Source organism: Flavivirga amylovorans (assembly GCF_030540875.1).
Taxonomy (GTDB): Bacteria; Bacteroidota; Bacteroidia; order Flavobacteriales; family Flavobacteriaceae; genus Flavivirga; species Flavivirga amylovorans.
Window position 1 is genome coordinate 15,012 of record NZ_JAUOEM010000010.1, and the last position, 24,605, is coordinate 39,616.

Annotated in this window: 27 protein-coding genes; 10 read left to right on the top strand and 17 right to left on the bottom strand. The window is 32.3% G+C overall.

Annotated features, from left to right (window positions below; genetic code table 11):
• Window positions 1–4: 4 nt before the first annotated feature.
• The 9 genes from Q4Q39_RS19640 to Q4Q39_RS19680 all read right to left on the bottom strand — a co-directional run bounded on the left by Q4Q39_RS19640 (window position 5) and on the right by Q4Q39_RS19680 (window position 6,587).
• Window positions 5–640 carry an MOSC domain-containing protein gene (locus Q4Q39_RS19640; protein ID WP_303284291.1) on the bottom strand — a complete coding sequence of 212 codons (636 nt, stop codon included), beginning with the start codon at window positions 638–640 and terminating at the stop codon, window positions 5–7.
• Window positions 641–656: 16 nt separating this feature from the next.
• A complete protein-coding gene (locus tag Q4Q39_RS19645; protein WP_303284292.1) occupies window positions 657–2,315 on the bottom strand; it encodes a sulfatase family protein in 1,659 nt (552 codons plus the stop codon).
• Window positions 2,316–2,381: 66 nt separating this feature from the next.
• Window positions 2,382–3,068, bottom strand: coding sequence for a helix-turn-helix transcriptional regulator (locus tag Q4Q39_RS19650; protein ID WP_303284293.1), 687 nt, complete (start codon window positions 3,066–3,068; stop codon window positions 2,382–2,384).
• Between the two features lie 103 nt (window positions 3,069–3,171).
• Window positions 3,172–3,549, bottom strand: a complete 378-nt coding sequence (locus tag Q4Q39_RS19655) for a VOC family protein (protein WP_303284294.1) — start codon at window positions 3,547–3,549, stop codon at window positions 3,172–3,174.
• A 126-nt stretch (window positions 3,550–3,675) separates the two neighbouring features.
• Complete coding sequence (locus Q4Q39_RS19660) at window positions 3,676–4,371, bottom strand: DUF8737 domain-containing protein (protein WP_303284295.1); 696 nt, start codon at window positions 4,369–4,371, stop codon at window positions 3,676–3,678.
• 74 nt (window positions 4,372–4,445) lie between these two features.
• Window positions 4,446–5,024 (bottom strand): Crp/Fnr family transcriptional regulator, encoded by a 579-nt coding sequence (locus Q4Q39_RS19665; protein WP_303284296.1) that lies wholly within the window; start codon window positions 5,022–5,024, stop codon window positions 4,446–4,448.
• Between the two features lie 163 nt (window positions 5,025–5,187).
• Window positions 5,188–5,643 (bottom strand): SRPBCC domain-containing protein, encoded by a 456-nt coding sequence (locus Q4Q39_RS19670; RefSeq protein WP_303284297.1) that lies wholly within the window; start codon window positions 5,641–5,643, stop codon window positions 5,188–5,190.
• Entirely contained in the window at window positions 5,636–5,965 is a 330-nt protein-coding gene (locus Q4Q39_RS19675) for an ArsR/SmtB family transcription factor (RefSeq protein WP_303284298.1), read from the bottom strand. The genes Q4Q39_RS19670 and Q4Q39_RS19675 overlap by 8 nt, the downstream gene beginning before the upstream one ends.
• 292 nt (window positions 5,966–6,257) lie before the next feature.
• A complete protein-coding gene (locus Q4Q39_RS19680; protein ID WP_303284299.1) occupies window positions 6,258–6,587 on the bottom strand; it encodes a hypothetical protein in 330 nt (109 codons plus the stop codon).
• A 337-nt stretch (window positions 6,588–6,924) separates the two neighbouring features.
• Between Q4Q39_RS19680 and Q4Q39_RS19685 the strand changes: the two genes are divergently transcribed.
• Both Q4Q39_RS19685 and Q4Q39_RS19690 read left to right on the top strand, forming a co-directional pair.
• Window positions 6,925–7,152, top strand: coding sequence for a hypothetical protein (locus tag Q4Q39_RS19685; RefSeq protein WP_303284300.1), 228 nt, complete (start codon window positions 6,925–6,927; stop codon window positions 7,150–7,152).
• Between the two features lie 271 nt (window positions 7,153–7,423).
• On the top strand, window positions 7,424–7,738 hold the full coding sequence (locus Q4Q39_RS19690; protein WP_303284301.1) for a hypothetical protein: 315 nt from the start codon (window positions 7,424–7,426) through the stop codon (window positions 7,736–7,738).
• A 201-nt stretch (window positions 7,739–7,939) separates the two neighbouring features.
• Here Q4Q39_RS19690 and Q4Q39_RS19695 read toward each other — a convergent pair whose 3' ends face one another.
• The 5 genes from Q4Q39_RS19695 to htpG form a co-directional block, all read right to left on the bottom strand.
• Window positions 7,940–8,272, bottom strand: a complete 333-nt coding sequence (locus Q4Q39_RS19695; protein ID WP_303284302.1) for a hypothetical protein — start codon at window positions 8,270–8,272, stop codon at window positions 7,940–7,942.
• 177 nt (window positions 8,273–8,449) lie between these two features.
• Entirely contained in the window at window positions 8,450–9,673 is a 1,224-nt protein-coding gene (locus Q4Q39_RS19700; protein WP_303284303.1) for a hypothetical protein, read from the bottom strand.
• Between the two features lie 893 nt (window positions 9,674–10,566).
• The gene (locus Q4Q39_RS19705; protein WP_303284304.1) at window positions 10,567–12,264 is read right to left on the bottom strand and encodes a phytoene desaturase family protein; all 1,698 of its coding nucleotides are present in this window, start codon (window positions 12,262–12,264) and stop codon (window positions 10,567–10,569) included.
• Between the two features lie 186 nt (window positions 12,265–12,450).
• Window positions 12,451–13,206 (bottom strand): leucine-rich repeat domain-containing protein, encoded by a 756-nt coding sequence (locus Q4Q39_RS19710; RefSeq protein ID WP_303284305.1) that lies wholly within the window; start codon window positions 13,204–13,206, stop codon window positions 12,451–12,453.
• 299 nt (window positions 13,207–13,505) lie between these two features.
• Window positions 13,506–15,416, bottom strand: a complete 1,911-nt coding sequence (gene htpG, locus Q4Q39_RS19715; protein WP_303284306.1) for a molecular chaperone HtpG — start codon at window positions 15,414–15,416, stop codon at window positions 13,506–13,508.
• 257 nt (window positions 15,417–15,673) lie between these two features.
• Between htpG and Q4Q39_RS19720 the strand changes: the two genes are divergently transcribed.
• Window positions 15,674–16,681, top strand: coding sequence for a 3-oxoacyl-ACP synthase III family protein (locus Q4Q39_RS19720; protein WP_303284307.1), 1,008 nt, complete (start codon window positions 15,674–15,676; stop codon window positions 16,679–16,681).
• Window positions 16,682–17,294: 613 nt separating this feature from the next.
• On the opposite strand, the gene Q4Q39_RS19725 is transcribed toward Q4Q39_RS19720, so the two are convergent.
• The 3 genes from Q4Q39_RS19725 to Q4Q39_RS19735 form a co-directional block, all read right to left on the bottom strand.
• Window positions 17,295–18,155 (bottom strand): fructosamine kinase family protein, encoded by an 861-nt coding sequence (locus Q4Q39_RS19725; protein ID WP_303284308.1) that lies wholly within the window; start codon window positions 18,153–18,155, stop codon window positions 17,295–17,297.
• Window positions 18,156–18,188: 33 nt separating this feature from the next.
• Window positions 18,189–18,728 carry a dihydrofolate reductase family protein gene (locus Q4Q39_RS19730; RefSeq protein ID WP_303284309.1) on the bottom strand — a complete coding sequence of 180 codons (540 nt, stop codon included), beginning with the start codon at window positions 18,726–18,728 and terminating at the stop codon, window positions 18,189–18,191.
• A gap of 78 nt (window positions 18,729–18,806) precedes the next feature.
• Entirely contained in the window at window positions 18,807–20,021 is a 1,215-nt protein-coding gene (locus Q4Q39_RS19735) for an RsmB/NOP family class I SAM-dependent RNA methyltransferase (protein ID WP_303284310.1), read from the bottom strand.
• A gap of 141 nt (window positions 20,022–20,162) precedes the next feature.
• Between Q4Q39_RS19735 and Q4Q39_RS19740 the strand changes: the two genes are divergently transcribed.
• The 7 genes from Q4Q39_RS19740 to Q4Q39_RS19770 all read left to right on the top strand — a co-directional run bounded on the left by Q4Q39_RS19740 (window position 20,163) and on the right by Q4Q39_RS19770 (window position 24,604).
• Window positions 20,163–20,741: an RNA polymerase sigma factor gene (locus Q4Q39_RS19740; RefSeq protein ID WP_303284311.1), complete on the top strand. Its 579-nt coding sequence runs from the start codon at window positions 20,163–20,165 to the stop codon at window positions 20,739–20,741.
• 40 nt (window positions 20,742–20,781) lie between these two features.
• The gene (locus Q4Q39_RS19745) at window positions 20,782–21,093 is read left to right on the top strand and encodes a hypothetical protein (protein WP_303284312.1); all 312 of its coding nucleotides are present in this window, start codon (window positions 20,782–20,784) and stop codon (window positions 21,091–21,093) included.
• A gap of 6 nt (window positions 21,094–21,099) precedes the next feature.
• Window positions 21,100–21,609 carry a Spy/CpxP family protein refolding chaperone gene (locus tag Q4Q39_RS19750; protein WP_303284313.1) on the top strand — a complete coding sequence of 170 codons (510 nt, stop codon included), beginning with the start codon at window positions 21,100–21,102 and terminating at the stop codon, window positions 21,607–21,609.
• 253 nt (window positions 21,610–21,862) lie between these two features.
• Window positions 21,863–22,159 carry an EF-hand domain-containing protein gene (locus Q4Q39_RS19755; protein ID WP_303284314.1) on the top strand — a complete coding sequence of 99 codons (297 nt, stop codon included), beginning with the start codon at window positions 21,863–21,865 and terminating at the stop codon, window positions 22,157–22,159.
• A 478-nt stretch (window positions 22,160–22,637) separates the two neighbouring features.
• The gene (locus tag Q4Q39_RS19760; protein ID WP_303284315.1) at window positions 22,638–23,417 is read left to right on the top strand and encodes a YHYH protein; all 780 of its coding nucleotides are present in this window, start codon (window positions 22,638–22,640) and stop codon (window positions 23,415–23,417) included.
• Window positions 23,418–23,480: 63 nt separating this feature from the next.
• The gene (locus tag Q4Q39_RS19765; protein ID WP_303284316.1) at window positions 23,481–23,984 is read left to right on the top strand and encodes a toxin-antitoxin system YwqK family antitoxin; all 504 of its coding nucleotides are present in this window, start codon (window positions 23,481–23,483) and stop codon (window positions 23,982–23,984) included.
• Window positions 23,981–24,604 (top strand): SCO family protein, encoded by a 624-nt coding sequence (locus tag Q4Q39_RS19770; RefSeq protein WP_303284317.1) that lies wholly within the window; start codon window positions 23,981–23,983, stop codon window positions 24,602–24,604. The genes Q4Q39_RS19765 and Q4Q39_RS19770 overlap by 4 nt, the downstream gene beginning before the upstream one ends.
• Window position 24,605: the final 1 nt, after the last annotated feature.

Sequence of the window (24,605 nt, forward strand, 5' to 3'; positions counted from 1 at the left end):
ACTGCTATTTTAAAAGTTTTTTTAGTTTTTCGCGTTTTCTTAATGGTAAAGCCTCATTTTCTATAGCCAATTTAATAAGTGCTTTATTTTTGTTTTTTGAAAATAAAAGATGAAAAAGTTGCCATGTGGTAACGCTGTTTTTTGCTTGTTCAACTAACTCGAAAGTATCTCCATTTTTTACAATCCCTTCTTTTAAAACACGAACATAAGTTCCAGGGAAACCATTTTCAATGAATTCTTTTAATGCGTTTTGAGTTCCAAATTTAATGCCGAATTTAAAACAAGGTTCGCGAGGTTGTGTAACTTGTACTAAAGCATCACCAATCTTATAGATATCACCAATATAGATTTCTTTTTCGTTTAAACCAGAAACCGTAAGGTTTTCTCCAAACATACCATAATCCCAATCTAAGTTCGGATATCTTTCTTTCCAATAAGCATAATGATTGTTAGAAAATATATAACATGCTTTAAACGTGCCGCCATGTACTTTTTTATCTGATACTTCATCATTTCTCACACCTTCTTTACCTAAGTAAATAGCACTATTTGTTGGTTTTTTATAGATACCCGTGGTTAGCTCTTTCCCATTCCAAATAATAGATGTTGGTTTAGCGATGTTTGTAGATAGGATTTTCATAAATTGAAAAGTTTGTTTATGTTTTTCTTAATTCTTTCCATTTCGATTTTTTCCAGTTTGATGGTGGTGCATAATCTTTGGAATCTTCATAATATAAAGCTGAAAGTTCCTTTACCAAATCGGGCATTTTATCGGCTAAATCATGTGATTCTGCGGGGTCGTTTTTAATATTAAATAACTCGAGAACAGGGTCGCGTCCTGCCATACTTTCAAGATAGACGCCTTTTTCTAGAATACCTGTAAAACGTAATAAATAGTCACCTTTAATAACAACCCATGCTGGTGGTGCAAAATATGGTTCCTCTCTAACATTTTTAGTGCTTTTAGTAATTAAATAACCCCACTTATAAGAATGTATTCCAGACCATGTTAAGTGGTCGTGAATAGGTATATTTGTATTCTTATTTATAAGCGGCAGCATACTTTTTCCATCTATTTTATCAGGAACTTTACCACCGGAAATAGCAATGGCCGTAGGTAGAATATCCATAGTAGATACTAATTGATTACTAATACCATGAGTTTTTAAACCTTTTGGCCAATGTACAAACATAGGGACTCGAATACCGCCTTGAAAATACGTGCCTTTATGACCAGGAAATGGTGTGTTTGCAGGTAGTGGAGACCCTGTTTTATGATTGTTATAAACACCTGCAGACATGGCACCATTATCTGAAGTGAAAACAATTAATGTGTTTTTGTATTCTTCTTTTGATTTAAGGTATTTAATAATGCGTTTTACATTAGCATCTACACCATAAACATGTGCATAAAAATTGTTTAAAACATGAGAATCTGAATTAAATTTGCTGTAATATTTTTTTGGTGCCACTGGTTCTAGAGAATCATGAACTGCATGGTAATGCAACTGTACATAAAAAGGGTTGTCGCTTTTAACTTGGTTGTCAATAAATTCTATAGCTTTATCTGTAAACGTATCCGTATTGTAATTTTCTTGTTTTCCAGCATGCTTAAAATTTTCCCAAACGTTGGTAGCATTATAAAAATCACTACTCCAATGGTTATAACCATAATAATAATCAAACCCATTATTTAAAGGGTGCTGTTCCTTAGTTACAGACCCATTATAACCACTTTTTTTAATCTTATTGGTATCTCTTTTATTTCTTTTTTGTTTACTCAAATCAGGTTTTATATTCTCAAGAAGTTGTTTGTCCTTTTTTCCAATATGCCATTTTCCAATATGAGCTGTGTTGTAATTTCTTTTTTTTAATTGTTCTGCAAGATGGGTACCCGGAATTAGACCTGAGTTGTCGCAATCGGCATTAGTATAGACACCAAACCTGTTTTGTGAGGTTCCCGTTGCAATTCCCAATCTGGAGGGGGCACAAATACTGCTTGTTGTATAGGCATTGGTAAAAACCAGACCTTCTTTAGCAAGATTAGTAAGCGTTGGTATTGCTGTTTTTGAGAACTCTAAGGATTTATCTAAAGAATATCCTTGTAGGCTATCGACCAACTTAACAAAGTACGAGTCAAAATCGGCTGTAGTAATGGTATCGTTGTAAATTCCAAATTGTCCATAGCCTAAATCATCCATCATAATAAAAAGGATGTTTGGTTTTTTTTCTTCAGATTTTGTACAACTGTTAAATAAGGTTAAGGTAATAAAAAATAAATAGGGAATAATATTTTTACCATCCTGTAATTTCATGAAAAAGATTGAAGCGTTAGAAAGACTTAAAAATAAGAAAATAATTTATTAATGCGCGTACTATTTTTAATTGTATGGGCACGACTGAAAATAATCTTGAAGATTGAATTTTCTATCTTCAAAGGTGTCATTCAATATGTTAAAATGTTGGATTCTATCAATTCGAAAAGCACGATAGTCATTTCGTAAGTGGCACCAAGCAATGAGTATCCACTTTTGCTGAATAGAATATATGGCATAGGGCTCTATTCTTCTAAATGAAATATTGGTATCATTGACTTTGCAGTAGTTAATTTCAATAAAGTTGAAATTGGTAATAGCCAATTGTATTTCAGAAAGAGCATTACTGGAAATGTTTTCGTAAGTAGGATTAAAAACATAGATTTTGCTCTGTAATAACTCACTTTTTTCCTGTATGGAGGTTCTGAAAACAGACTTGATTTTCGTTAAGGCTTCATTAAAATTTTCAACAAAAGAGGTGTCTTTCGATTGATTTATTAATTGTTCTGCCGTGATTAAAGCATTGGCTTGCTTTTCAGTAAATTGTACAGGAGCAACTGAATATCCTTCCATTAAGGAATAGCCTCGACCCTCAATAGTAGTAACTGGTACACCAGCTTCTTCAAGCTTTCTAATGTCTCTGTATATGGTTCTTACACTTACTTCAAACTTTTTAGCAAGCTCATTGGCTGTTAAAAGACGTTTTGATTTTAACAGTGTTAATATGGCTATGAGTCTTGATAATTGAGACATAAAACAAAGATAGTGAACCGCTTTACAATCCACTATCTTTTAATAACGTGTGTTAATTTTTTGATTGAATAAATTGTAAACCACTTCCGTGATTTATTTTAGATTACATCATAGAGTGTAATGCAATTCTATTGCCTTCAGTATCTATAAACTGTGCTATAAATCCATTTTCGGCAATATCTGTTTTTGGCATGATTATTTTACCACCATTTGGTTCTACTCTAGATAGTGGAGTACTTAAGTCGTCTCCACCATTTAAATAGATGGTTGCCCCCTCAGTTGTTGGAGTTTGCCCTTCTCCCTGAATAATAGCACCTCCAACGCCTTTATTTTCCATATCGTAAGCAAAAACACCATACTTAATATTGTCATCTGGCATCGGGTGATCCATAATTTCTGTACCAATAACGGTGGTGTAAAATTGTTTAGCTCTTTCGTAATTTTTTACTGGGATTTCAAACCAGTTAACTGCATTTTTCATTTTTAAATTGATTTTAATTATTAAACTTAATGCAAAGATATTTGGGCTTATGTCATATTATGTCAGGGGTTGTTTTTTGTTGGAAAAAAATTAAAGTAGTTTATTTAATTTTAGAAAAAACTGTTTTTAATTTATAGTCAATTGCTCTTCTTTTAGAAGGATATATAGTTGCCTTATACTACTTAAGTGAGAAACTAAAACTATAGGTACAATTATTGCAGGAAGCCATACAAAAGGGACATAAGCTACGCCTATATTTGGTTGTTCAAATGCCAACTTTTGTAAAGGTGTTTGGGCACTTAGAAAAGCTATTGTTAGCACATTTATAAGTAACCCCAAGCATATAATATTCCAAAATAAAAGCCCTTTATAACTACCCCATTTTTTTATAAATACCAGATAATAAATAACAGGAGCAGTCATACCAGCAAGAATGTCAAAATTAAATCCATCAAAGGTCATAGATTTAGGTATTAATCCTTCCAAAAACATATAATAGAGACTAAATTCTACGGGAACCCTTATAACATGAAGCAGGGTTAACCATTTTAGATGAAACGAATCTGTAACTTGTCTTGTATTTCTGTTTAGAAAAATGATGAGGACAAAAAGTATTCCTGGACCTAATAGGAAAAAGAACCTTGGAGGAAACGCCGTTGTATTTCTATAAAATCCGGATAGTCCGAGTACGCCAACTATAAACATCCATATCATGATACCTAAAAGAATTTTTTTGTTTCTAGAAGCTTTATATAAAAACCATAATGTAACAAGAGTCGTTAGGATAAAGCCTATTATTGAAAAAGTAGATATTTCAGCCATTTGTTATTTTTTAGAGTATAAAATTCTATTAAAACTCATAAAAATTACTTGACAAAAGGCAAGAAATTAAGCAATTATATTTTTCTTCGTAATCTGCTTAGGGTGCTATCTGTAATGCCTAAATAGGATGCAATATATTTTAAAGGGGCCTGTTGTATGATTTGCGATTTTGAAGATAATAAATTTTGGTAGCGTTCTTCGGCTGTTCTATTAATCATACCATAATTACGTTTTTTTGAAGTAATAAACTCTTTAACTAAAATAGCACGTCCAAAATCTCGAAAAGCAGGTTTGTTATGGAAGAGTGTATTAAGCTCATCATAAGAGATTCTAAATCCAGAACAATCTGTAATAGCTTGAATATTAGTTTCTGAATGAACCCGATTAAAAAAGGAGGTAACTTCAAAAACGATGTTATTTTCAATGAAAAAATCAGTTGTTATTTCGTTACCTTTTAAATCGAATAAAAATGTACGCATTAACCCTTTTTCGAGGTAAAAATAGTCATTGTTAATATGATTCCCTCTTAATAAAAAATCTCCTTTTTTTAATTGAATTGGATGAAATGTATTGGCAATTTCTTCTGCCTCACTTTTTGGTATAGGAACAGTATCTAGAATAAAATGTATTAAAGAGTTCTTTTTTTCTAACATTTATAAATTTATTTAGGCATAGACAATTAAGATATCCCTATGTCCTCAAACCTGTTACTAAATTCTATATTAAAAATACTATTTCCAATGGTAGCTAGTATTATTAAAGTAAGTAAGGCTGTAGCTATAACGTAAATGGTTTTCCTGGTTTTTGTACGCATTATTATGTTGTTAGTGTTTCTAAAGTTTTGTCTAATCGTTCCAGAGCAGACCCCCAACCATTATAAAAGCCCATGTCTTCTTGTTGTTTACAATATGCCTCTGTAGCATGAATAACACTAAATGTAAACTTTGTTTTTTCGCCATCTGCTTCAAAGTGTGCCTGTAATTCAACATTTTCGGTCATAGGTTTAAAATCTGCTGAAGTAACAATTTTCTTTAATGCAATAATTTCCTTGTAAGTCCCTTCAGAAATAAATTCATTTCCATCTGGCATGGGCATGGCATATTTCCATGTCCCACCAACTTTAAAATCGTGCTCAATAACTTTAATGTCCATGCCTTGTGGCGCCCACCATTTTACAATGTGTTCCGATTGTGTCCAAGCATCCCAAACTAATTGTAAAGGGGCATTAAACGTTTTTTCAATAGTTAACGTTCTGTTTTTTAAATCACTCATTTTTGTTGTTTTTTGTTTGAAGTTGATTAATGTAATTTTCAAAGGAATCTATTCTATCTTCCCATAGTTTATGGTATTGTTTTATCCATAAGAACGCGGGAATTAGTTTTTGTGGTTGTATTAAACATAAACGTTCTCTTCCTTTTTGGTTAAAATCGATGATGCCACATTCGTTCAATATTTTTAAATGTTTTGAAATTGCTGGCCTGCTGATTTCAAATTTCTCTGCTACCTCGTTAACACTTAATGTTTCAGTAGCAAGTAGTTCGATAATATCTCTTCTAACAGGATCAGCAATTGCTTGGAAAACGTCTCTTCTCATAATTTAGGTAACTGATTGGTTACAAATATATATGTAATCATTCGGTTACGCAAATTTATTTTGTAAAAAATGATTTTATAGATCTTAATATCTTTTTCTGTATGTCGTTTTTATGTTTAATTTAGAGCTACTACGTCATCCTACTATTAGGTTAAACTTCTTATTAAACGTGAGTTTTTAATAAAAGAGGCTGTCTTAAAGGCATTATTTAAGTCTTTAATTCAACCTCTTGAGCTAAAAATTAATTCAACACTTCAAGTTGATAATTGAGAGACTGTTTTTTTTGGTTTTGCTAAACCATATTTGCTACATCGTTTGTTCTAACACATAGCTCTATATTTTCAATAATAGTATTTGCAGGAATTAGTTCTCTATTATTAAAATACGCGATAGGACATAAAGAAAAGAACGCATCGAACTCTTTTCTAGATAAAAGATTGGTTCCTGTGTTGTAGTTTGTATCTGCATAAATAATCCCTATAACCTTTAAACCTGTTTTGCAATGTTTTTTAACGGCATGGGTTAGGTGAGATTTATCTATTAGTACCATGAGTACGGCTATAATACTATATTGGGGCAGTATAAGACAGTCGGGGTATTTAAAGGCTTCTGTTTTTGTCATAATAAATATGTTACGTTAAAGCCTGTAATGTATGGAAACAAAAAAGGCGTGGAACTCAGCTTATTGTATCAGAGGCACTAGTATACCGAGCAACAATAAGTGAGCCCACGCCAAAAAGACGTGAGCATCTTACTTATCATCTCGTTGCTTAAAAATTACTAGTTTTCTGATACGAGATTCAAAGCGATGACTTCAAATATTTTCTATACGAAGAATCGCAAATATAAAAATTACAGTTCAATACTAATAGAACTGATTAAAAAACAAATATAAAAAATAATTACCGTATTGTCAAATTTGACAATTATTATTTTGAAAAAAAACACAACTTCACAAAGTGAAGAAAACCAACAAAGCATATTATAAAGCATTTGGAGAGCACCTAAAATTATTACTTGAAAAGTATAATAAAGATGTAATGACAGTTGCCTCCATAGGTAAAATAGAACCTAAACAAGTATATCGTGTGTTAAAGGGAGAACATGGAGCTTCTATGAAAACAATCTTGTCTTTAGCTGAAGGTCTAGAAATACACCCCAAAGAATTATTTGATTTTGAATTATAGAAAGTGGATTTTAAATAGAATATATTTTTAACTTACTCTTACTCGATACCCACACCCGGGTACGTGAGCAAATCTGCTTATCATCTCATTGCATAAAATTATCAGTTTTCTTTCTGAGACTCTAAGCGAAAACTTCTAATTTTATTAGAAATGCTTTCGCAAATTTATTCAAATAGTATCTAAATAAATAGATATATAGCCAAATATATATAAAATTATCGGTACGTTTTAACGTACCGATAATTTGTTTGCTAAATAGTTAATTGCATAGATGAAAAAGGAATCAATTCAGCTTATTCGTTTCAAAATTGCATTTAGCTTAAATGAGCTCTTGATGATGAGTAAAGATTTTAATCAAGAGGGGGATGAAATTGCCAAAAGCTATAATCAAATTGCTTTAAATGCAGATTTAAGGAAAGCAACGGTTTCTGATACTTTTAATGCAAAATCCGCACCTAGTGCTACTACATTAGTTTTAATTGTAGAGGCAATGGGGTTTAAATTAAATGACTTCGCTGAAATATATGACTCGGTTACTGATGCTGATATTGGTAAGTTTAAAACACTTAAAAAGAAATTGGAATAAACCGCCTTAGCTTATCCGGTGGAATAAGTTCTTCTATACTAGTTGGGAAAAGCCAATTTTGTTGCTGGTTATAGTCTTTAAAATTGGTAGTCATATGATGAAATACTTTTAGATATTAAAATACAAAACTACTATGCTAAATCAAAAAAAAGCTGCCTCGGTTTTGAGACAGCTTCTTTTTTTTATGAAATTGTGATTATCTTATTCTATTGATAGAAAAGAATACCTTACCTGTTTTATGGTAATTTCCTTTTTTGTGTTTTCAGTGGCATCAATAAGATAAATTGTCTTCGCTTCCTGCATTAATTCTTTTGTTTTCGAATACCCCATCTTTTCCATAGTATCCAGAGTGATGATAATATCCTTGTTCCGCTTCAAAAAGCTCTTGTTTACCTTAAAATACGGAACTGGTCTATCCGAATTTTGCGAATCAAAGTCGTCATAATGAGAATATCTAAGAGTTATTCGTACGTCGTTTGACAACGTATCATTTTTATTAACAACATAATAGTTATAACGAATAGTCGCACGCATACCTTTTGACCTTTTAGATATCCATTTAGAATGGTAGTTTCCATTTTTACCAGAATGAAGTAGAAACAGCACTTCATTGTTTCGATGAGTCTCTTCAATATTTTGCGAATGAAGATGAAGGTTAACGGAAAAAAATACAAGACAGATAATTACATATTTCATGACACTATTTATTATTTAATTACAATCTTTCGAAAAATCATTATTTCCTACTGTATTATATTTGAGAAAGTTTTGATACTTTGGGGAAGTTTCTGGAAAAACTTCAAATTGGAATGCATCACTTTTATGCAATCCCATCTGACTAAAATATTTATAGAAATCGTTCCAATTCCATGCAACGGTTGATCCACTTGGGTTGGTCTCATCTATGAAGTGGGTGTATGACTCAGCACTCACTTGATGGTTTGCAGGAACAAAGTCATCCCTGATTTCTTTCAAGATTTCTGATATCGTAGGAACTAAAAAATCATACATAAATTCGTGATCGCCCTGTAAAGCGCAAGCTGTGGAATGATATAGATTTATTAACTCTCCAAATTCAGTATCGTTCAATATGTCCAATGAAGTACCACCACATTTATATTGTTTGACCGTCAAATAAGCATGGAGGGATTCATGGATTATTGTTCTGGCAATTGAGTATGCGCTCCTACCAACAAGATTAGCCCTGTTAATTGAAATCAGTCCAGTATACCCAATAACCTCTTGTGTAACTGGATGTCGTTGTAAATTGGCTTCCGTTTCGGCATTGGCTCCACTTGCTAAGTTATCAACGAGTCTAAATCTGACGTTTAGGTTTTCACTATCTCCGAAGGTATCAAGGAATAAACTTTTAAATTTTGGAGACTTTGTAATTTTATTATAAATGCAGACTATCTTGGTTTTATCCGCGTCGGGACTCCAAGGTGTCGGAGTAATAAGACTCAAATCAATCTTGTATGGTGAAAGGAAACTCTCGTTTAAATCGATTTTGTAATTCGGGTCTATCATCCAATCTCCTATAGCTATACGTGCAAGTATTTGAGCGTTGTCATATTGAACAGTATATTTATAATCAAGAAGGAATTCTCCAATTTCCCATTTTTTATTCATATTTTCCAATTGGTCGAGCCATAAACGTTGCTCATTGGTCAAGTCCAATGCTTCGGCTATTACATTTGGATTTTCAATTACAGGGAGAGGATTTCCTGGCTCAGTTTGAGCATTTGGATTTTCCTCTGGAGCTGGACATTCCGTGTATCCTTCACTGTTCCTAATACAACCAAACTCATCACTTGTTGAAACAGAAGTATCTAGGTCTAAATCTGGATTTGGGGCTGGATTATTTAACAGTAAGTAATCATAATTCGCTGGACAGCTTATATAAGGGCCTCCAGAATAAACCCAATTAGGTCTCACAAAACATGTGCAAACGTTCGGGTCTATGTGTTGAACGCAGGGACATGGCGTTACATTATATACATACCGTTTCGTGCAGCCTCCACCTAAAGGTGTATCAACATATACCTGCACTGGTGGTTTACCAGATATGGATTTATCAGAGTTTCCCGGAACATGATTTCCTAGTTCTGTGAACTCTATGTCCTCAGAGCGATCTAATGGGTATTTGTAAATGAATTTTTTGATAGTCCCTTGAAACTCTTCCACAACAAGGTTGTAAGAATAGTTGTCTCTCGTATCAGTGCGCTCCATTAGAAAGACATAGATATTGTAATCTTTATAATGTTTCTGGACTCCCATATTGCTGACCAATTGTAAGCTGCGGGTGTCCGAGGTTTTCTTGGAAAGGGCTTCATTTTTTGATTTTATCCCAAATTCCTTGCTTGAAATGGAATTACGATTTAGAACATCATCAAAGGAAACTTTGGTTAGCGTACTGTTTTTGTTAACAGCGACTTCTTGGTCGGCGTCGTGAACATGTTCGTCTTCCTTTTGGCAATTCCATAATACGGTGGATAAGGCAAAAAGTAAAATACAGGTTCTTATATACTGTCTGAATTTCAGTCTTTTCATTTTTTTGTGTTTAAAAAATTATACTTAATTACTTGTCCACGTAGCAAAATATAATACGTATAAACTTACGTTTATAAATAGAAAGTACTACAGTCACAAATGGGGGATTTGTGCAGTTCGTCGAAAATTTAAAAAAAACTACTGTGGGAAACCCGTAAAATCTGGGTTTTTCTAAAAATTGAGATATTCCGATAGCGCGGATTTAAGGTACAAATCTGCGCTATCGAGGTAGTTTTAAATAACATGATGCGATTGCTAGTAACGATAGCACTTTCGGGTTACACCATTTTTGCTTTTATTTTAGCGCGTTTCATTTCTATTTTCTTGCGCATCCAATCAGGATAATTAGTGTCGTCTTCTGCTTCAAAAATTTGCAATTGTTGATCTGCCACAGGTTTTAGTAAGTCATCTTGACGACAGCCTAAAATAGCTGCAGCAGTTTGTACACCAGAGTAACTCGCGCCAGCAACACCATGTGATGCAATACTGGCACCACACATGTATAAATTTTCTATTTCACTTTTAGCTTTATACGAAAAAGGACCAATATTCTTTAGACTTTTTTCTGTGCCATAAACGCTGCCACGTGTAGAATTAATATAGTGCTTGTTGGTTAAAGGTGTGCCCAATTCTTTTTGTACAACATGATTTGAAATACCCGGAATTACTTTCTCCAGAGTTACAAAGAATTTTGCAATTAATTTTTCTTTAAATCTTAAGTATGCTTCACTTCGTTCCATATTTTCACCTTCATAATCCTCAAAAGCGTCGTAATTAATATATGTGATGGCCTCTATGGTATGATGTTTTCCATTAAAACTAGTCGGATCTTTTTTAGTGGGACAGCTAATAAACATACCAGAGAACTCTTCGCCTTCTAGGATGTCTTTTTTTTGCATGTCACTATTCAAATCATCTAAGTCTTCATTTGGTATACGCCAAATGTTTCCAGAATCAATACCAGCTTTTGTAACATCCATATCTACTGTTAGAAAGAGCATAAGTGACGTGCAAGAATATGTGGTTTTATTAAGTTTTTTCTTTAACTTTTTACTTAAATAGTCTTCTCCTATTAATTTTTTATATGTGATTTCAGGGTCTGCATTAGATATAACACGATCTGCATATACTTGCTCCCCATTGATTAATTCTACGCCTATTACTTGCTGTTTACCACCCGTTTTTTCCAAAAGAACCCGTTTTACGGCAGCTCTTGTTTTTACCACCCCACCTTTTGCTTTTATGGCCTTTACCATGGCTTTTACAATAGCTCCGCCACCACCCATTGGATAGAATCCGCCAACATGATAGTGATGCATAATTGCTGCATGTAATACAAAACTAGCTTTTGCTGGAGCCAGTCCATGATTTCCAACCTGAATATTTAAAATTAATTTTAACAATGGGTCTTTAATGTACCAACCCATAACCCGTTTTAAACTAAATGGAGCATATTTCCCCATATGCTTTGTGCGAAATGGTATGGTTATATGCTGCCACAACCCTTTTACTTTGGGTATTAACCCTAATTGCTTACCAATATTAGTAACCAGTTTTAGATATTTAATTATATTTTTTTTTTCGTGAGGAAAATGTTGTATTAAGCGTTCTTCAAATGTTTTAAAATCTGCGGGGTAATCGAAACGCTCATCACCTATCCAACAATGCTCAAAGGCATCTGGATTTTGACGATAAAAAGCCATGTCGTTCGCAATTCCTAAGCCCTCATAGAGCTCGCTTGTAGATAAGCCGTCTCCAACTAAGCCTACATAATGTACACCTGGTGTAAAGCGATAGCCATTAAGATAAAAGCTGTGACACCAACCGCCAGGAACATCGTGTTGTTCTAAAACCAGCACTTTTTGTTCGGCTCGTGACAAGCATATTGACGCAGCCAACCCACCAGCCCCCGAACCAATAATAATGGTATCAAATTTTTTGTTGTTTAAGGATTTGGTATGATTTTCAGATGGCATTTAGTGACTGTTTTAGATCAGTAAGATAGTCACTATTTTTTTATAAAATTTACGGAAATTGAAAATCGATTGCAGTTTAGTAGGTAACAACCAGATACCTATTGATTTAGGTTAAATATTTTATGTCAATTGAGTGAGATTTTTTACGAATTAGTTTTTTAAAGCGTAAATGTTGTTTTGTTTCTCTTAAAATTTAATAATACAGTTAGAAGGGAGTAAGCTTTTAATCTTTATTTTATTTACTTCGTCTATTTTGTTATTATATAATAGAAGTTTAAAGAGGTTATTTAAATTACTAATAGATTCTGGTAATTCTTTTATACTATTATCATTTAAATATATAGTGTTTAAATCCATAAGTTTGCCAATGGATTCTGGGACTTTAGTAATTTGATTATTTCCAATAAATAAATTTTTCAAACTGCTAAAATCTCCTATAAATTCTGGAAGCCTTTTGAGTTGAACGTTTGTCAAGTATAAATATTCTAGTTTTGTTAAATTCCTAAATGTATTTGGTAATTCAGTAATCTTATTATAATTGAGGTCAAGAGAGGTTAAATTGTGAAGTTCGTTAACAACTTCAGGGAATTTAGTAAGTTTATTACTATTTAGATTTAAAGATTCCAGATGAATTAATGCTCTTAAAGAACTTGTCATATCTGTAAAACTATTGAAACATAGATTAAGTTCAATAAGATTAGAGAGTTTGCTTATACCGTCTGGTAATGTTGTCAGATCATTACGGCTTAAATTGAGATGAGTCAGATTTTTAAGCTTTCCAATAGACTCAGGAATATCAGATAGTTTCTGTTTGCTTAGGTCTAATTTATAAACTAGGTCTTTATTTTCTAATGCATTTTCTAAAGAATTGTACATCTTATCTTTTTGAGAGAAGATTAAATTTTGTGAAACTAATAGAATTAATATTATAATTTTTTTCATAAACTAATATCTGTATAAGATAAGTTGGTTTCAAAGTTATTTAATAAGTAAACATTATATTTTCTTTCCATGTGATTTTGTCAAATGCACTACAATGCAAAGATAAAACCCGTTTTAATACTGAAATAAGTTCAGTACATGTGAATTTTATCGATTGTTAAACGAAGTTAGTTGAAAATTTTCACAAAGGCAATACATATATTATACAAAAAACCACCTTGTTTTCACAAAGTGGTTTTGGTATCTATATTAATATTTAAGATAGTTTCATGAGATTCCCTCCTTCGAGGGAATGACATTTATTTTATCATCTCGTAACTACGCTTAATAAAGTTTGTTAACTCTTCACCTTTTAATAGTCCTTGAGATAAACGTGCCAAATCTAAACTTTGCGTAATTAAACGTTCTTGTTTCTTTTTGGTTTTAGTAGCTAAAATTTCACCTACTAATTCGGAGTTTGTGTTTACTACAAGGTTGTGCATTTCTGGCATACTACCAAACATATTCATCCCACCACCACCGGTAGCCTGCATTTCTTTCATTCTACGCATAAATTCTGGTTGTGTAATAATAAACGGTGATGCATCGCTATCCATAGCTTCTAGTTGTACCATGAATTTTTCAGAAGGAATCACTTCTTTTAATAACTCGTCTAAAGCTTTTTTCTGATCTTCATCTAATTTAGAAATGGTTGTTTCATCTTTCTTAATTAAATTATCAATATGATCTCCATCTACACGTGCAAACGTTATGTTTTCTTTAGTAGATTCTAATTTTTGTATTAAATGAGATACAATAGGAGAATCTAATAACAACACTTCGTATCCTTTAGCCTTAGCAGATTCAATGTAACTGTGTTGTGCATCTTTATCTGAAGCATAAAGAATAACTAACTTATCATCTTTATCTGTTTGTTTTGCTTTAATTTTATTGAATAGCTCTTCGTAGGTGTAATACGTACCATCAACCGTTGGGTATAATGCAAAAGCATCTGCTTTTTCAAAGAATTTTTCTTCAGAAAGCATCCCGTATTCAATCACGATTTTAATATCATTCCATTTCGCTTCAAAATCTTCACGGTTGTTATTAAACAACGATTTTAATTTATCGGCTACTTTTCTGGTAATGTAAGATGAGATCTTTTTTACAGCACCATCTGCTTGTAAATAAGAACGAGATACATTTAAAGGAATGTCTGGAGAATCAATAACACCACGAAGCATGGTTAAAAACTCAGGCACAATACCTTCAACATTATCGGTTACAAAAACCTGATTTTGGTATAGTTGAATTTTATCCTTCTGAATTTGCATGTCGTTAGACATTTTTGGGAAGTATAAAATCCCCGTTAAATTAAACGGATAATCTACATTTAAGTGAATATTGAACAAAGGCTCTTCAAATTGCATTGGGTACAATTCGCGATAAAAGTCTTTGTAGTTTTGGTCTTCTAAATCTGCAGGTTGTTTAGTCCACGCAGGGTTAGGGTTGTTAATGATATTGTCTACGGTTATTTGTTTGTGAGGCTCGGTTGTTTCTTTACCGTCCTTATCTTTTGTCGTTTTTGGTGTAAAATCGGGGTCGTTTACTTCCTTTGTTCCAAATTTAATTGGAATAGGCATAAACTTGTTATACTTTTCTAGTAAACTTGTTATACGGCTATCTTCTAAAAACTCTGTAGAATCTTCAGCTATATGAAGAATGATTTCTGTACCTCTATCTGTTTTGTCTGAAGCTTCTAATGTGAATTCTGGGCTTCCGTCGCAAGTCCAATGAGCTGCTGGCGCATCTGTATAAGATTTAGTGATAATCTCAACTTTTTCAGCGACCATAAAAGCAGAATAAAAACCAAGACCAAAATGTCCGATAATTCCAGAATCTTTAGCAGAATCCTTGTATTTGTCTAAAAATTCTTCAGCTCCAGAAAACGCAACCTGGTTGATGTATTTTTCAACTTCATCTGCTGTCATACCTAAACCTTGATCTATAATATGAAGCTTTTTACCGTCTTTATCAATTTTAATTTCAATTTGCGGGTTACCGTATTCAACCTTTGCATCACCAACATTAGTTAAATGCTTTAGTTTTAAAGTGGCATCTGTAGCATTACTAATTAACTCACGTAAAAAGATTTCGTGATCACTGTATAAGAATTTTTTAATGAGAGGAAAGATATTCTCTACCGAAACATTAATATTTCCTTTTGTCATAATAAATAGTTTATTTGTCATTCCCTTGCAGAAGGGAATCTGATTAATTATTGTTTTTTATCTACCTTGAAGAGTTAGACAAAAAAAGTACCAAGAGTAAAAATGTGACAAACTGGCACAATGTTTTTGCAAGAAAAAGCAATTTTTGCACTAATGCAGAAGTGTTTTTTTAGTTCACATTTTGGGGTTTGATTTTTTTTATAATTGGAATTTAATGGCGCTTGTTGTACTTTGGTATGACTCAAAGAAAAGATTTTATGTATAATTCGAAAATAATAGGTTTAGGAAAATACCTTCCTGACAACGTTGTAACCAATCATGATTTGTCTAAATTGATGGATACTAACGACGAATGGATTCAGGAACGTACGGGTATAAAAGAACGTAGATGGATTGAGGAAGGTTCTGATGATACATCGGCAATCATGGGGGCCAAGGCCGCTAGAATAGCCATAGACCGTTCTGGATTAACAAAAGATGATATTGATTTTATTGTATTTGCAACTTTAAGTCCAGATTATTATTTCCCTGGCTGTGGTGTGCAAATACAAGATATGTTGGATATGCCTACTATTGGGGCTTTAGATGTGAGAAACCAATGTTCTGGATTTATTTATGCTATATCTGTTGCCGATCAATTTATTAAAACTGGAATGTATAAAAATATTCTTGTTATTGGGGCAGAATACCATAGCAATGGATTAGATAAAACAACTAGAGGGCGAGGGGTTTCGGTTATCTTTGGAGATGGAGCAGGGGCGTGTGTGTTATCCAGAGAAGAAGATAATACTAAAGGTGTTCTGTCTACACACTTGCATAGTGAAGGGAAATATGCCGACAAATTAATGGTAGCGTCGCCAAGTATTGCGCATTGGGTACCTGAAATTTTAGCATCTAAAGAAGAGGATATATCCTATTTTCCTTATATGGATGGCACTTTTGTTTTTAAAAATGCTGTAGTCCGTTTTAGTGAGGTGATAATGGAAGGCTTAATGAAGAACGGTTTACAAAAGGAGGATATAGATATGTTGATTCCGCATCAAGCAAATTTACGAATCGCTCAATTTATCCAGAAGAAGTTTGCTTTAAGGGATGATCAAGTATTTAATAATATTATGAAGTATGGTAATACCACTGCTGCATCTGTTATAATTGCTTTAACAGAAGCTTGGGAAGAAGGTAAGATAAAAGAAGGTGATCATCTTGTTTTAGCTGCTTTTGGAAGTGGGTTTACATGGGGTAGCGCCATTATAAAATGGTGTTAAAACCAACTTAAATATTTCGTATTAATGATTTAAAAATAAAAAACCCGAAACGATTTAGTTTCGGGTTTTTCTAGCTATTAATCAACTTCAACAACACTAATGTGAAGAATCTTAGTATATATGACGAATAAAGTTCTGCGATATTGCACGACCTTATAATATTTAACTTTTTTTAACATATATAAAAAAAACTCGAAATAAAAATTACGAGTTTTAGTTATACAAATCTCTTGATACGAATTTTTTGTGTATGTAGACGACTAACTCTAAATAATTATTCTTTCGTGTAATGGTTGGACTGTATACTACAGTTAAACGTAAGGATATTATATTTATTGTATGAAAGTTAATATGCATTCAAAATATTTTTTTCAAAACTAAATGACGGTTCTATTTGATGCCTTTTTTGTCATCATAATATTCTATAATTTAACCTGATTTCGACTTAAACTGTATTGAAAATATCTTTGTTTGTTATATCGATAGAGCGAAGCATGAGTCCTTCGATTACGCTCAGGATAAACTTTCGAGACATCCCATCATGATGAGATGTCTCCTCGTACCTAGATTGGAATGACACAACGTTACAAGTTGCGGGAATGGCAGTTAGTAACTAAAAATACTTTTTCAAGATAGTAGACACAGAGCCATAGTAAGAACTACCAAATAAGTTTAAATGAACTAAAAGGTAATATAATTGATAAATTTCTATTCTAGTTGAGGTGTTTTCATCTCTTTTTAAATTAGAATAATAAGCGTCATAAAAAGTTGCATCAAAACCACCAAATAATTTGGTCATAGCAATATCTACTTCATGATGTCCAAAGTATACAGCTGGGTCAATGAGATATGGCACGCCATTTTTAGAGATGAGGTAGTTACCACTCCATAAATCACCATGTAGTAAGGCTGGTTTTATATCTTTAAATAAAGACTTTAAGAAGTCTTTGATGTTTTGTGCAGATGGACATTCATATTTAGAAAGTAACTGTTTTTGTATGGCTAATTCTAGTTGAGGTACTAAACGTTCTGTTATGTAAAAATCGGTCCAAGTCCTATTTGGTTTATTACTTTGTGGCAAACTGCCAATAAAGTTATCATGATCTAAACCAAATTTATCAGAAGTGCATTGATGTAATTGAGCTAATTGATTTCCTAAGTTTATGTAATCTCTAGATGAAGGTAATTTACTTTCAATAAACTCCATGAGTAGAAAAGAGCTGTTTTGAAAAATATCGCAAGCTAAAACTTTAGGTGTTTTTATGGTGTTTGCTTCGTTAATTATTTGCAATCCGTAAGCTTCAGTTTGAAACATTTTTGCAGCATTTGTTGAGCTATTTAATTTCAAGAAGTAGGAATTATTTGAGGTTTTAACTTTATAAGCACTTGAAATATCACCACCGTGAACAGGAGAAACCACAGTAATGGATTCTTTAAGAATATGAGATAGATGTATTTTTAAATCATTATTCATTATCTAAAATAGGAAAGACTTAGTTGAAAGATGTTACCTCTTTCGTTTATAATGGCTTTGAACGATCTGATCTAAAAATACTTCCGTTTTAACATGGTTAAATATTAAGGGTTTTGGAAGTATATCAAATAAAGGGATACCATCTCCTAGTAAAATAGGAATTGTGGAAATTCTAAGCTCATCGATTAAATCGGCTTTAAGGAAATTTTGAACTGTTTTTCTGCCGTCAATATAAAGGTTATTAAAACCCTTTTTATGAATAACATCTAAAACATCATTTTCTTTTCCGTGTAACAGGGTTACTTTATCTTTAAGGTTATCTGGAACTTCTTTAAGTGAATGGCTTAATACAAAAACGTGTTTTTTATAGGGCCAGTCAATATCAAAACCAATAACGGTTTCAAACGTTGTTTTCCCCATGACAATCGCATCTATCTCTTCCATTAAATCGTAATAGCCCATGCTATTTTGTTCTGGATTAGGAATCATGTCTAACCAATCCAGTTCACCCTTTTTTCCAGCGATAAAGTCATCTAAGCTTTTACCAATAAACACAATGTTTTTATATTCCATACTTAGTTTTAAATTTAAAGAAAGAATATAAAAATAAAAGATTCAAAAAGTAAATACAGAATTATAAATGAAAAGTTATTAACCTTTTCTCTCTAAAAGCGCCATATAGAATCCGTCAAATCCAGAAGTATGAGCAAAAACATTTTTATCTTTTATTAAAGAAAAATTTGCACCTGCTTCAGATTTTAAAAATGTTTTTATTTGATTTTGGTTTTCAGACGGTAACACAGAACAGGTTGCATACACTAATTTACCTTCTGGTTTTACCATTCTGGAATACTGTTGCAATACGTCTTGTTGAGTTGCTCTAATTCTATCTAAAAACTCAGGTTCTAATTTCCACTTGGCATCTGGGTTTCTGCGCAAAACACCTAAGCCAGAACAAGGAGCATCAATTAAAACACGATCTGCCTTATTGTATAATTTTTTAATTGGTTTCGTAGAATCAATAACTTTTAATTCAACATTATGAACACCATTACGTCTAGCTCTTACCTTTAATTTTTTGAGCTTACTTTCGTAAATATCCATAGCCACAATCTGGCCTTTGTTTTCCATTAATGAGGCAATGTGCAAGGTTTTACCACCGGCACCAGCACAAGTATCCACCACTTTCATACCTGGTTTTACATCTAAAAAATCGGCCACTAATTGTGATGATGCATCTTGAACTTCAAAAAGCCCTTTTTGAAAAGCATCGGTTACAAAAACGTTGGCACGTTCTATTAGCCTAAGTGCAGAATCATGACCTTTTATAAATTCGGTTGCAATACCTTGGTCATGTAAGATGTTTTGTAATTTTTCTTTAGTGGTCTTAAGCGTATTGGTTCTTAAAATAACGTCAGCTTGTTCGTTTTGCTTTGCTATTTCTTTAGTCCACTTTGCTTCACCTAATTCTTCTAAACCTACATTATCAATCCAGTCAGGAATCGATTCTCTTAACTTTCTGGTTTTAGAAAGCTCATCAAAACGACCCTTAATCTTACGGGTAGGCGTGTTTTCAAAATATTTCCAATCGGGTAACTTGATACCTTTTAAGGTAGCCCAAACGGCAAACATGCGCCATAAGTTGTCTCTATCAAAAGGTTCTTTTACTTCAGCAATTTCAGCATACAAACGTTTCCAGCGTACAATATCATAAGTAGTTTCAGCAACAAAAGCTCTATCTCGAGCCCCCCAACGCTTATCTCGTTTTAATAGTTGTTGAATTACTTTGTCGGCATATTTACCCTCATTAAAAATTAAGGTCAGTCCATCTATAACAGAAAAGCAAAGGTTTCTATGTAATCGCATTTTTAAGATCTCTGTGTTCAGTAATTTAGTAAGTAATTATTGTTACTAAACTAAAAATGAACAAGTTTAAATTATTAAGGCTGCAAAGTTACGTTTAATTCAGCAATTAATTTCCTAATTTGCGCGTATTAAAAGACACATTTGACTGAGCAAAATTTTATTAATGATTTAAATGCAGGGAAACAATCCGCTTATAGTAAGCTGATTGACGATTTTCAGGATAAAGTATTTGCTACATGCATATCATTTGTACCAAATAAAGAGGATGCCGAAGATATTGCTCAAGATGTTTTTGTAGAAGTTTTTAAGTCTATTGGTAAGTTTAAGGGGCATTCTAAATTATCTACCTGGATTTATCGTATAGCGACCAATAAATGTTTAGAATTTATAAGAAAAAAAAGCACTAAAAAACGTTTTGCTTTTTTACAATCTATAATGGGAAAAGACATTCCAATGGATAAAAGCAAGTATTTTACAGAAATGAATCATCCAGGAATTATTTTAGAAAATAAAGAAAAAAGTGAAACACTATTTCTTGCTATTAATCAATTGTCAGAAGACCAGAAAACTGTATTTACGCTTAGTAAGATTGATGGTGTGAGTCATAAAGAGATAGGTGAGATTATTAATAAAAGTGTGTCTTCGGTAGAATCTTTGATGTTTAGAGCGAAGAAAAATTTACAGGAACTATTAGAGAATTTTTATAAAAATGAAAACTAACGCAAGTTTTTAAAAGTTATTGCATCTAACAATATATAACATGAAAACAAATAAGAATATAACGAATAAGATTGAGGATACTTTAAATGCTATGGATGCTGTTGAAGACGTAAAAGTATCTCCCTTTTTTAAAGATAAAACCATGCAGAAGTTGTTTGCTGAGCAGGAAGAAGAACCTTTAATTTTGTCTTGGTTTTCTCCTAAATTACAGCTGGCAACTTTAGTTTGTGTTATTGTTTTAAATGTACTAGCGTTTATACAACTAAATTCTAACAAATATGACAGTGATATTAATGATTTTGCAGAAACTTATGGATTGTCTTCAAGTTCGGATACATCATTATTTAATTAAATCATCATGAAAAAAAATGTACTCTTATATGTGTTATTAGTATTTTTAATAGTCGTTAATGTTTTTTTTCTATTTAATTATTTAGGGAATTCTGATGATACGGAAAATAGAGATAGGCCGAAAGGACCTATTAGTTTTATTGTTAAAGAATTAGACTTTAATGATGAGCAAATGCTACAATTAGAAAAGCTTAATAGAAAACATCATCATAGAATGATGCGTATTGATGATGATATTAAACAATTAAAAGATGCTTTGTTTAATAAATTATCGGACGTTTCATTAAATGAAAATTCAATAGACTCTATTACGGACTTAATAGCTGAAAGAGTAAAAGAAAAAGATATAGAGGCTTTCTATCATTTCAAGGATATTCAAGACTTATGTAATGACCAACAAAAAGAAAAGTTTAAAAGCATAATTAATGATGCGCTTCACAAAGGAGGTAGAAACGAACAAAGACCACATTTAAGAAACGGTGGGCGTGGACACAGGCCACCGCCACCAAGGCATTAATAGACTTGATTATATACTAAGAGGCTGTCTAAAAAGTGATATACTTTGTCACCAGAGCACAGAGAAGCATCTTACTGGTTTATAAATCAAAATATTAAAACCTTTATAGGTTCTTCATTTCATTCTGACACTTTTTAGACAGTTTCTTGTTTCTTTTTGATACAAATCATAAATATTTCTTAAAAAACCAATTGCTACACAAGTTTTTTTAATTCACGATATCTAAAATATCAAACACAAAAATATTATAGATATGAAACTAAACACATTAAAAACAGTAGCATTATTTTTTGGAATGGTATTATTTATTTCTACCGGTTTATTTGGCCAGGATAAACATCAAAGACCAGAAAAACCACCAACCATAGACAAGTTATTTGAAGATCTTGATGAGAATGAGGATGGTAAACTCTCAAAGAAAGAAATTAAAGGACCGCTAGAAAATCATTTTTCAAAAATAGATACAAATGAAGATGGTTTCTTAACAAAGGAAGAATTAGAAAAAGCTCCTAAGCCAAAAGGTAGAAAACCTCAAAAAGAAAGTAACTAATCTAAAATCAAATTAGGATGAAAAATAAAAATAGTAAAATATATTTTACTTGAGCGTATTTAGCGTAGCTATTGAGTAGCCTGCCAGCCAGGGAATCTCACCATGATGAGATGTCTTGTCCTCATATTTCGCTTCGTTGATATGAAACAGCTATTTTTCATTGGATTATATAAGGTGTTTTTAATAAAGTTTGCGTCAATCTCAGCAGGTTATTTAGATTAAAAATAGCATTATACGAGTTTTAATCTGGTTAGTTTTTTGTTAAAAAGCTTCATGACTGTACATTACGGAGCTTTTTTTGAAAAAAGTAAAAATTTCGCGCAAGGTTTTAAAAAGAAACGCATCTAAAAAGTCAAATATCAAAATAAATCAATGAAAATTAAAAGAAGAGCCTTAATAGTTAGTATTTCATTTTTAGTAATTTCTTTATTGGTACTAAACCTTATGCTTATTTATTCGTCATATTAAAAAATAGATTATGAAAAATTTAAAAAAAATATTGATTCTACCTTTATTAGCTATTATTATTCTTATAGCATGCTCTAATGGAGATGATTCAGTTGTTATGGCTGAAGAAGATGAAAATACACAACCTGCCGATACCGATTACGATATAAGTAGTATTCTTTCAAAATTTGAAGGCACTGGATTGTCTTATGCTATAAGTGGTAGTACTGTTAGATTTACAACACAAGATTTGCCAAATCATACAAGCCCATATTGGCCAACAAATAATCCGTTATATGAAGCTTATAATGGAACAAATTCTAATTGGAATATTAACCCAAATACAATTAGTGAGCAAAATATAGTCTTTACAATATCGCTAAATCCAGCTGAGGCTTCAAATAAGCAAGCAACTGGATTAGGACCCATTGGTATTTCAAGAAATGGTGTAGTGTTTTTTAATCAATATGCCGGGCCAGATCAGCCATTAACGAACGAAATTGATTCATTTGACCAGTGGTTAGGGCATCCACAACGAACAGGGCAATATCACTATCATATAGAGCCTACTTATTTAACACAGCAATTTGGAGAAGATGCTTTTTTAGGGCTTTTAGCTGATGGGTTTCCTGTTTATGGACCACTTGAAAACGGAGAGACAATTACTAATGATGATTTAGATGATTATCATGGACATACATCTGCTACAGCAGACTTCCCTGATGGTATTTATCATTACCATATTACAAGCCAAGACCCTTATCTTAATGGGAGCGGTTATTTTGGAACCCCTGGAAATATCTCTAACTAATTGCTTAGACATTTAAAATATATAATCTTGTGTACGATTGTATTTCACTCCTGTAAGCCAGAAATGAAGTATGAGGTTGTTAATACCAATAAAGATTTGGAATTAATAAACGGGATTGTATTTTTTAACAAAGTTCCTTTAATAGGAAATATAGTGTCTCATTATGAAGATCATAAAGTTAAATCTGATATTCAATATGCCCAAGGGAAGAAACACGGTTATGAGAAGCATTGGTATGAAGATGGTTCAAAAAAAATAGAACGCTATTACTTTGAAGGTTTTAAAACAGCATTACATAAAGGATGGTGGGAAGATGGGAAACTGAAGTTTGAATATTACTTTAATAAGCAAGGGGAGTACAACGGTAGGGTGAAGGAATGGTATAAAACAGGACAATTATTCAGAGACTTTAATTATTTAGAAGGAAAGGAAGTTGGAAGTCAACGCCTTTGGAAAATAGATGGTACTATTAAAGCTAATTACAAAGTGGTTCATGGAGAACGATTTGGTTTAATAGGTTTAAAAAAGTGTTATACGGTAACGACAAATAGCGACGAAATAAAATGAAATATTCTATTTTAATAATATTAGTTTTCATCATTACATCTTGTAAAAACAAGCAAAGTAATAATGTTGCTAAGTTGCCTTATTTTAATAGTACAGATTTTACTCCCGAGTGGGATAAAGCGATACATAAAATTCCAGAGTTTTCTTTTACTAATCAAAACGGAGAGGCTGTTACTAATAAAACTTATTTGAATAAGATTTATATAGCCAATTTCTTTTTTACTAGTTGTCCAGGTATTTGCCCAAAACTGACTAAAAACATGGGGGATCTTCAAGAAACATACAAAAATGATGCGGATATTATGTTGCTTTCGCATACCGTGATGCCTTGGAAAGATTCAATTCCTGTTTTAAAAGATTATGCAAAAAAAAATAATGTAAATGCTGCGAAGTGGCATTTAGTAACTGGCGATAAAGATACCTTATATGATATTGCAAGAACTGGTTATTTTGCTGATGAAGATTTTATAAAGACACAGGATGAAAGTGATTTTATACACACTGAAAATTTTGTTTTAATAGATAAACAAGGATATATAAGGGGCGTTTATAATGGGACTTTAGAAATAGATGTAGAGCGTTTAAAACGGCATATTACTATTTTGAAATTAGGGGGCTGAT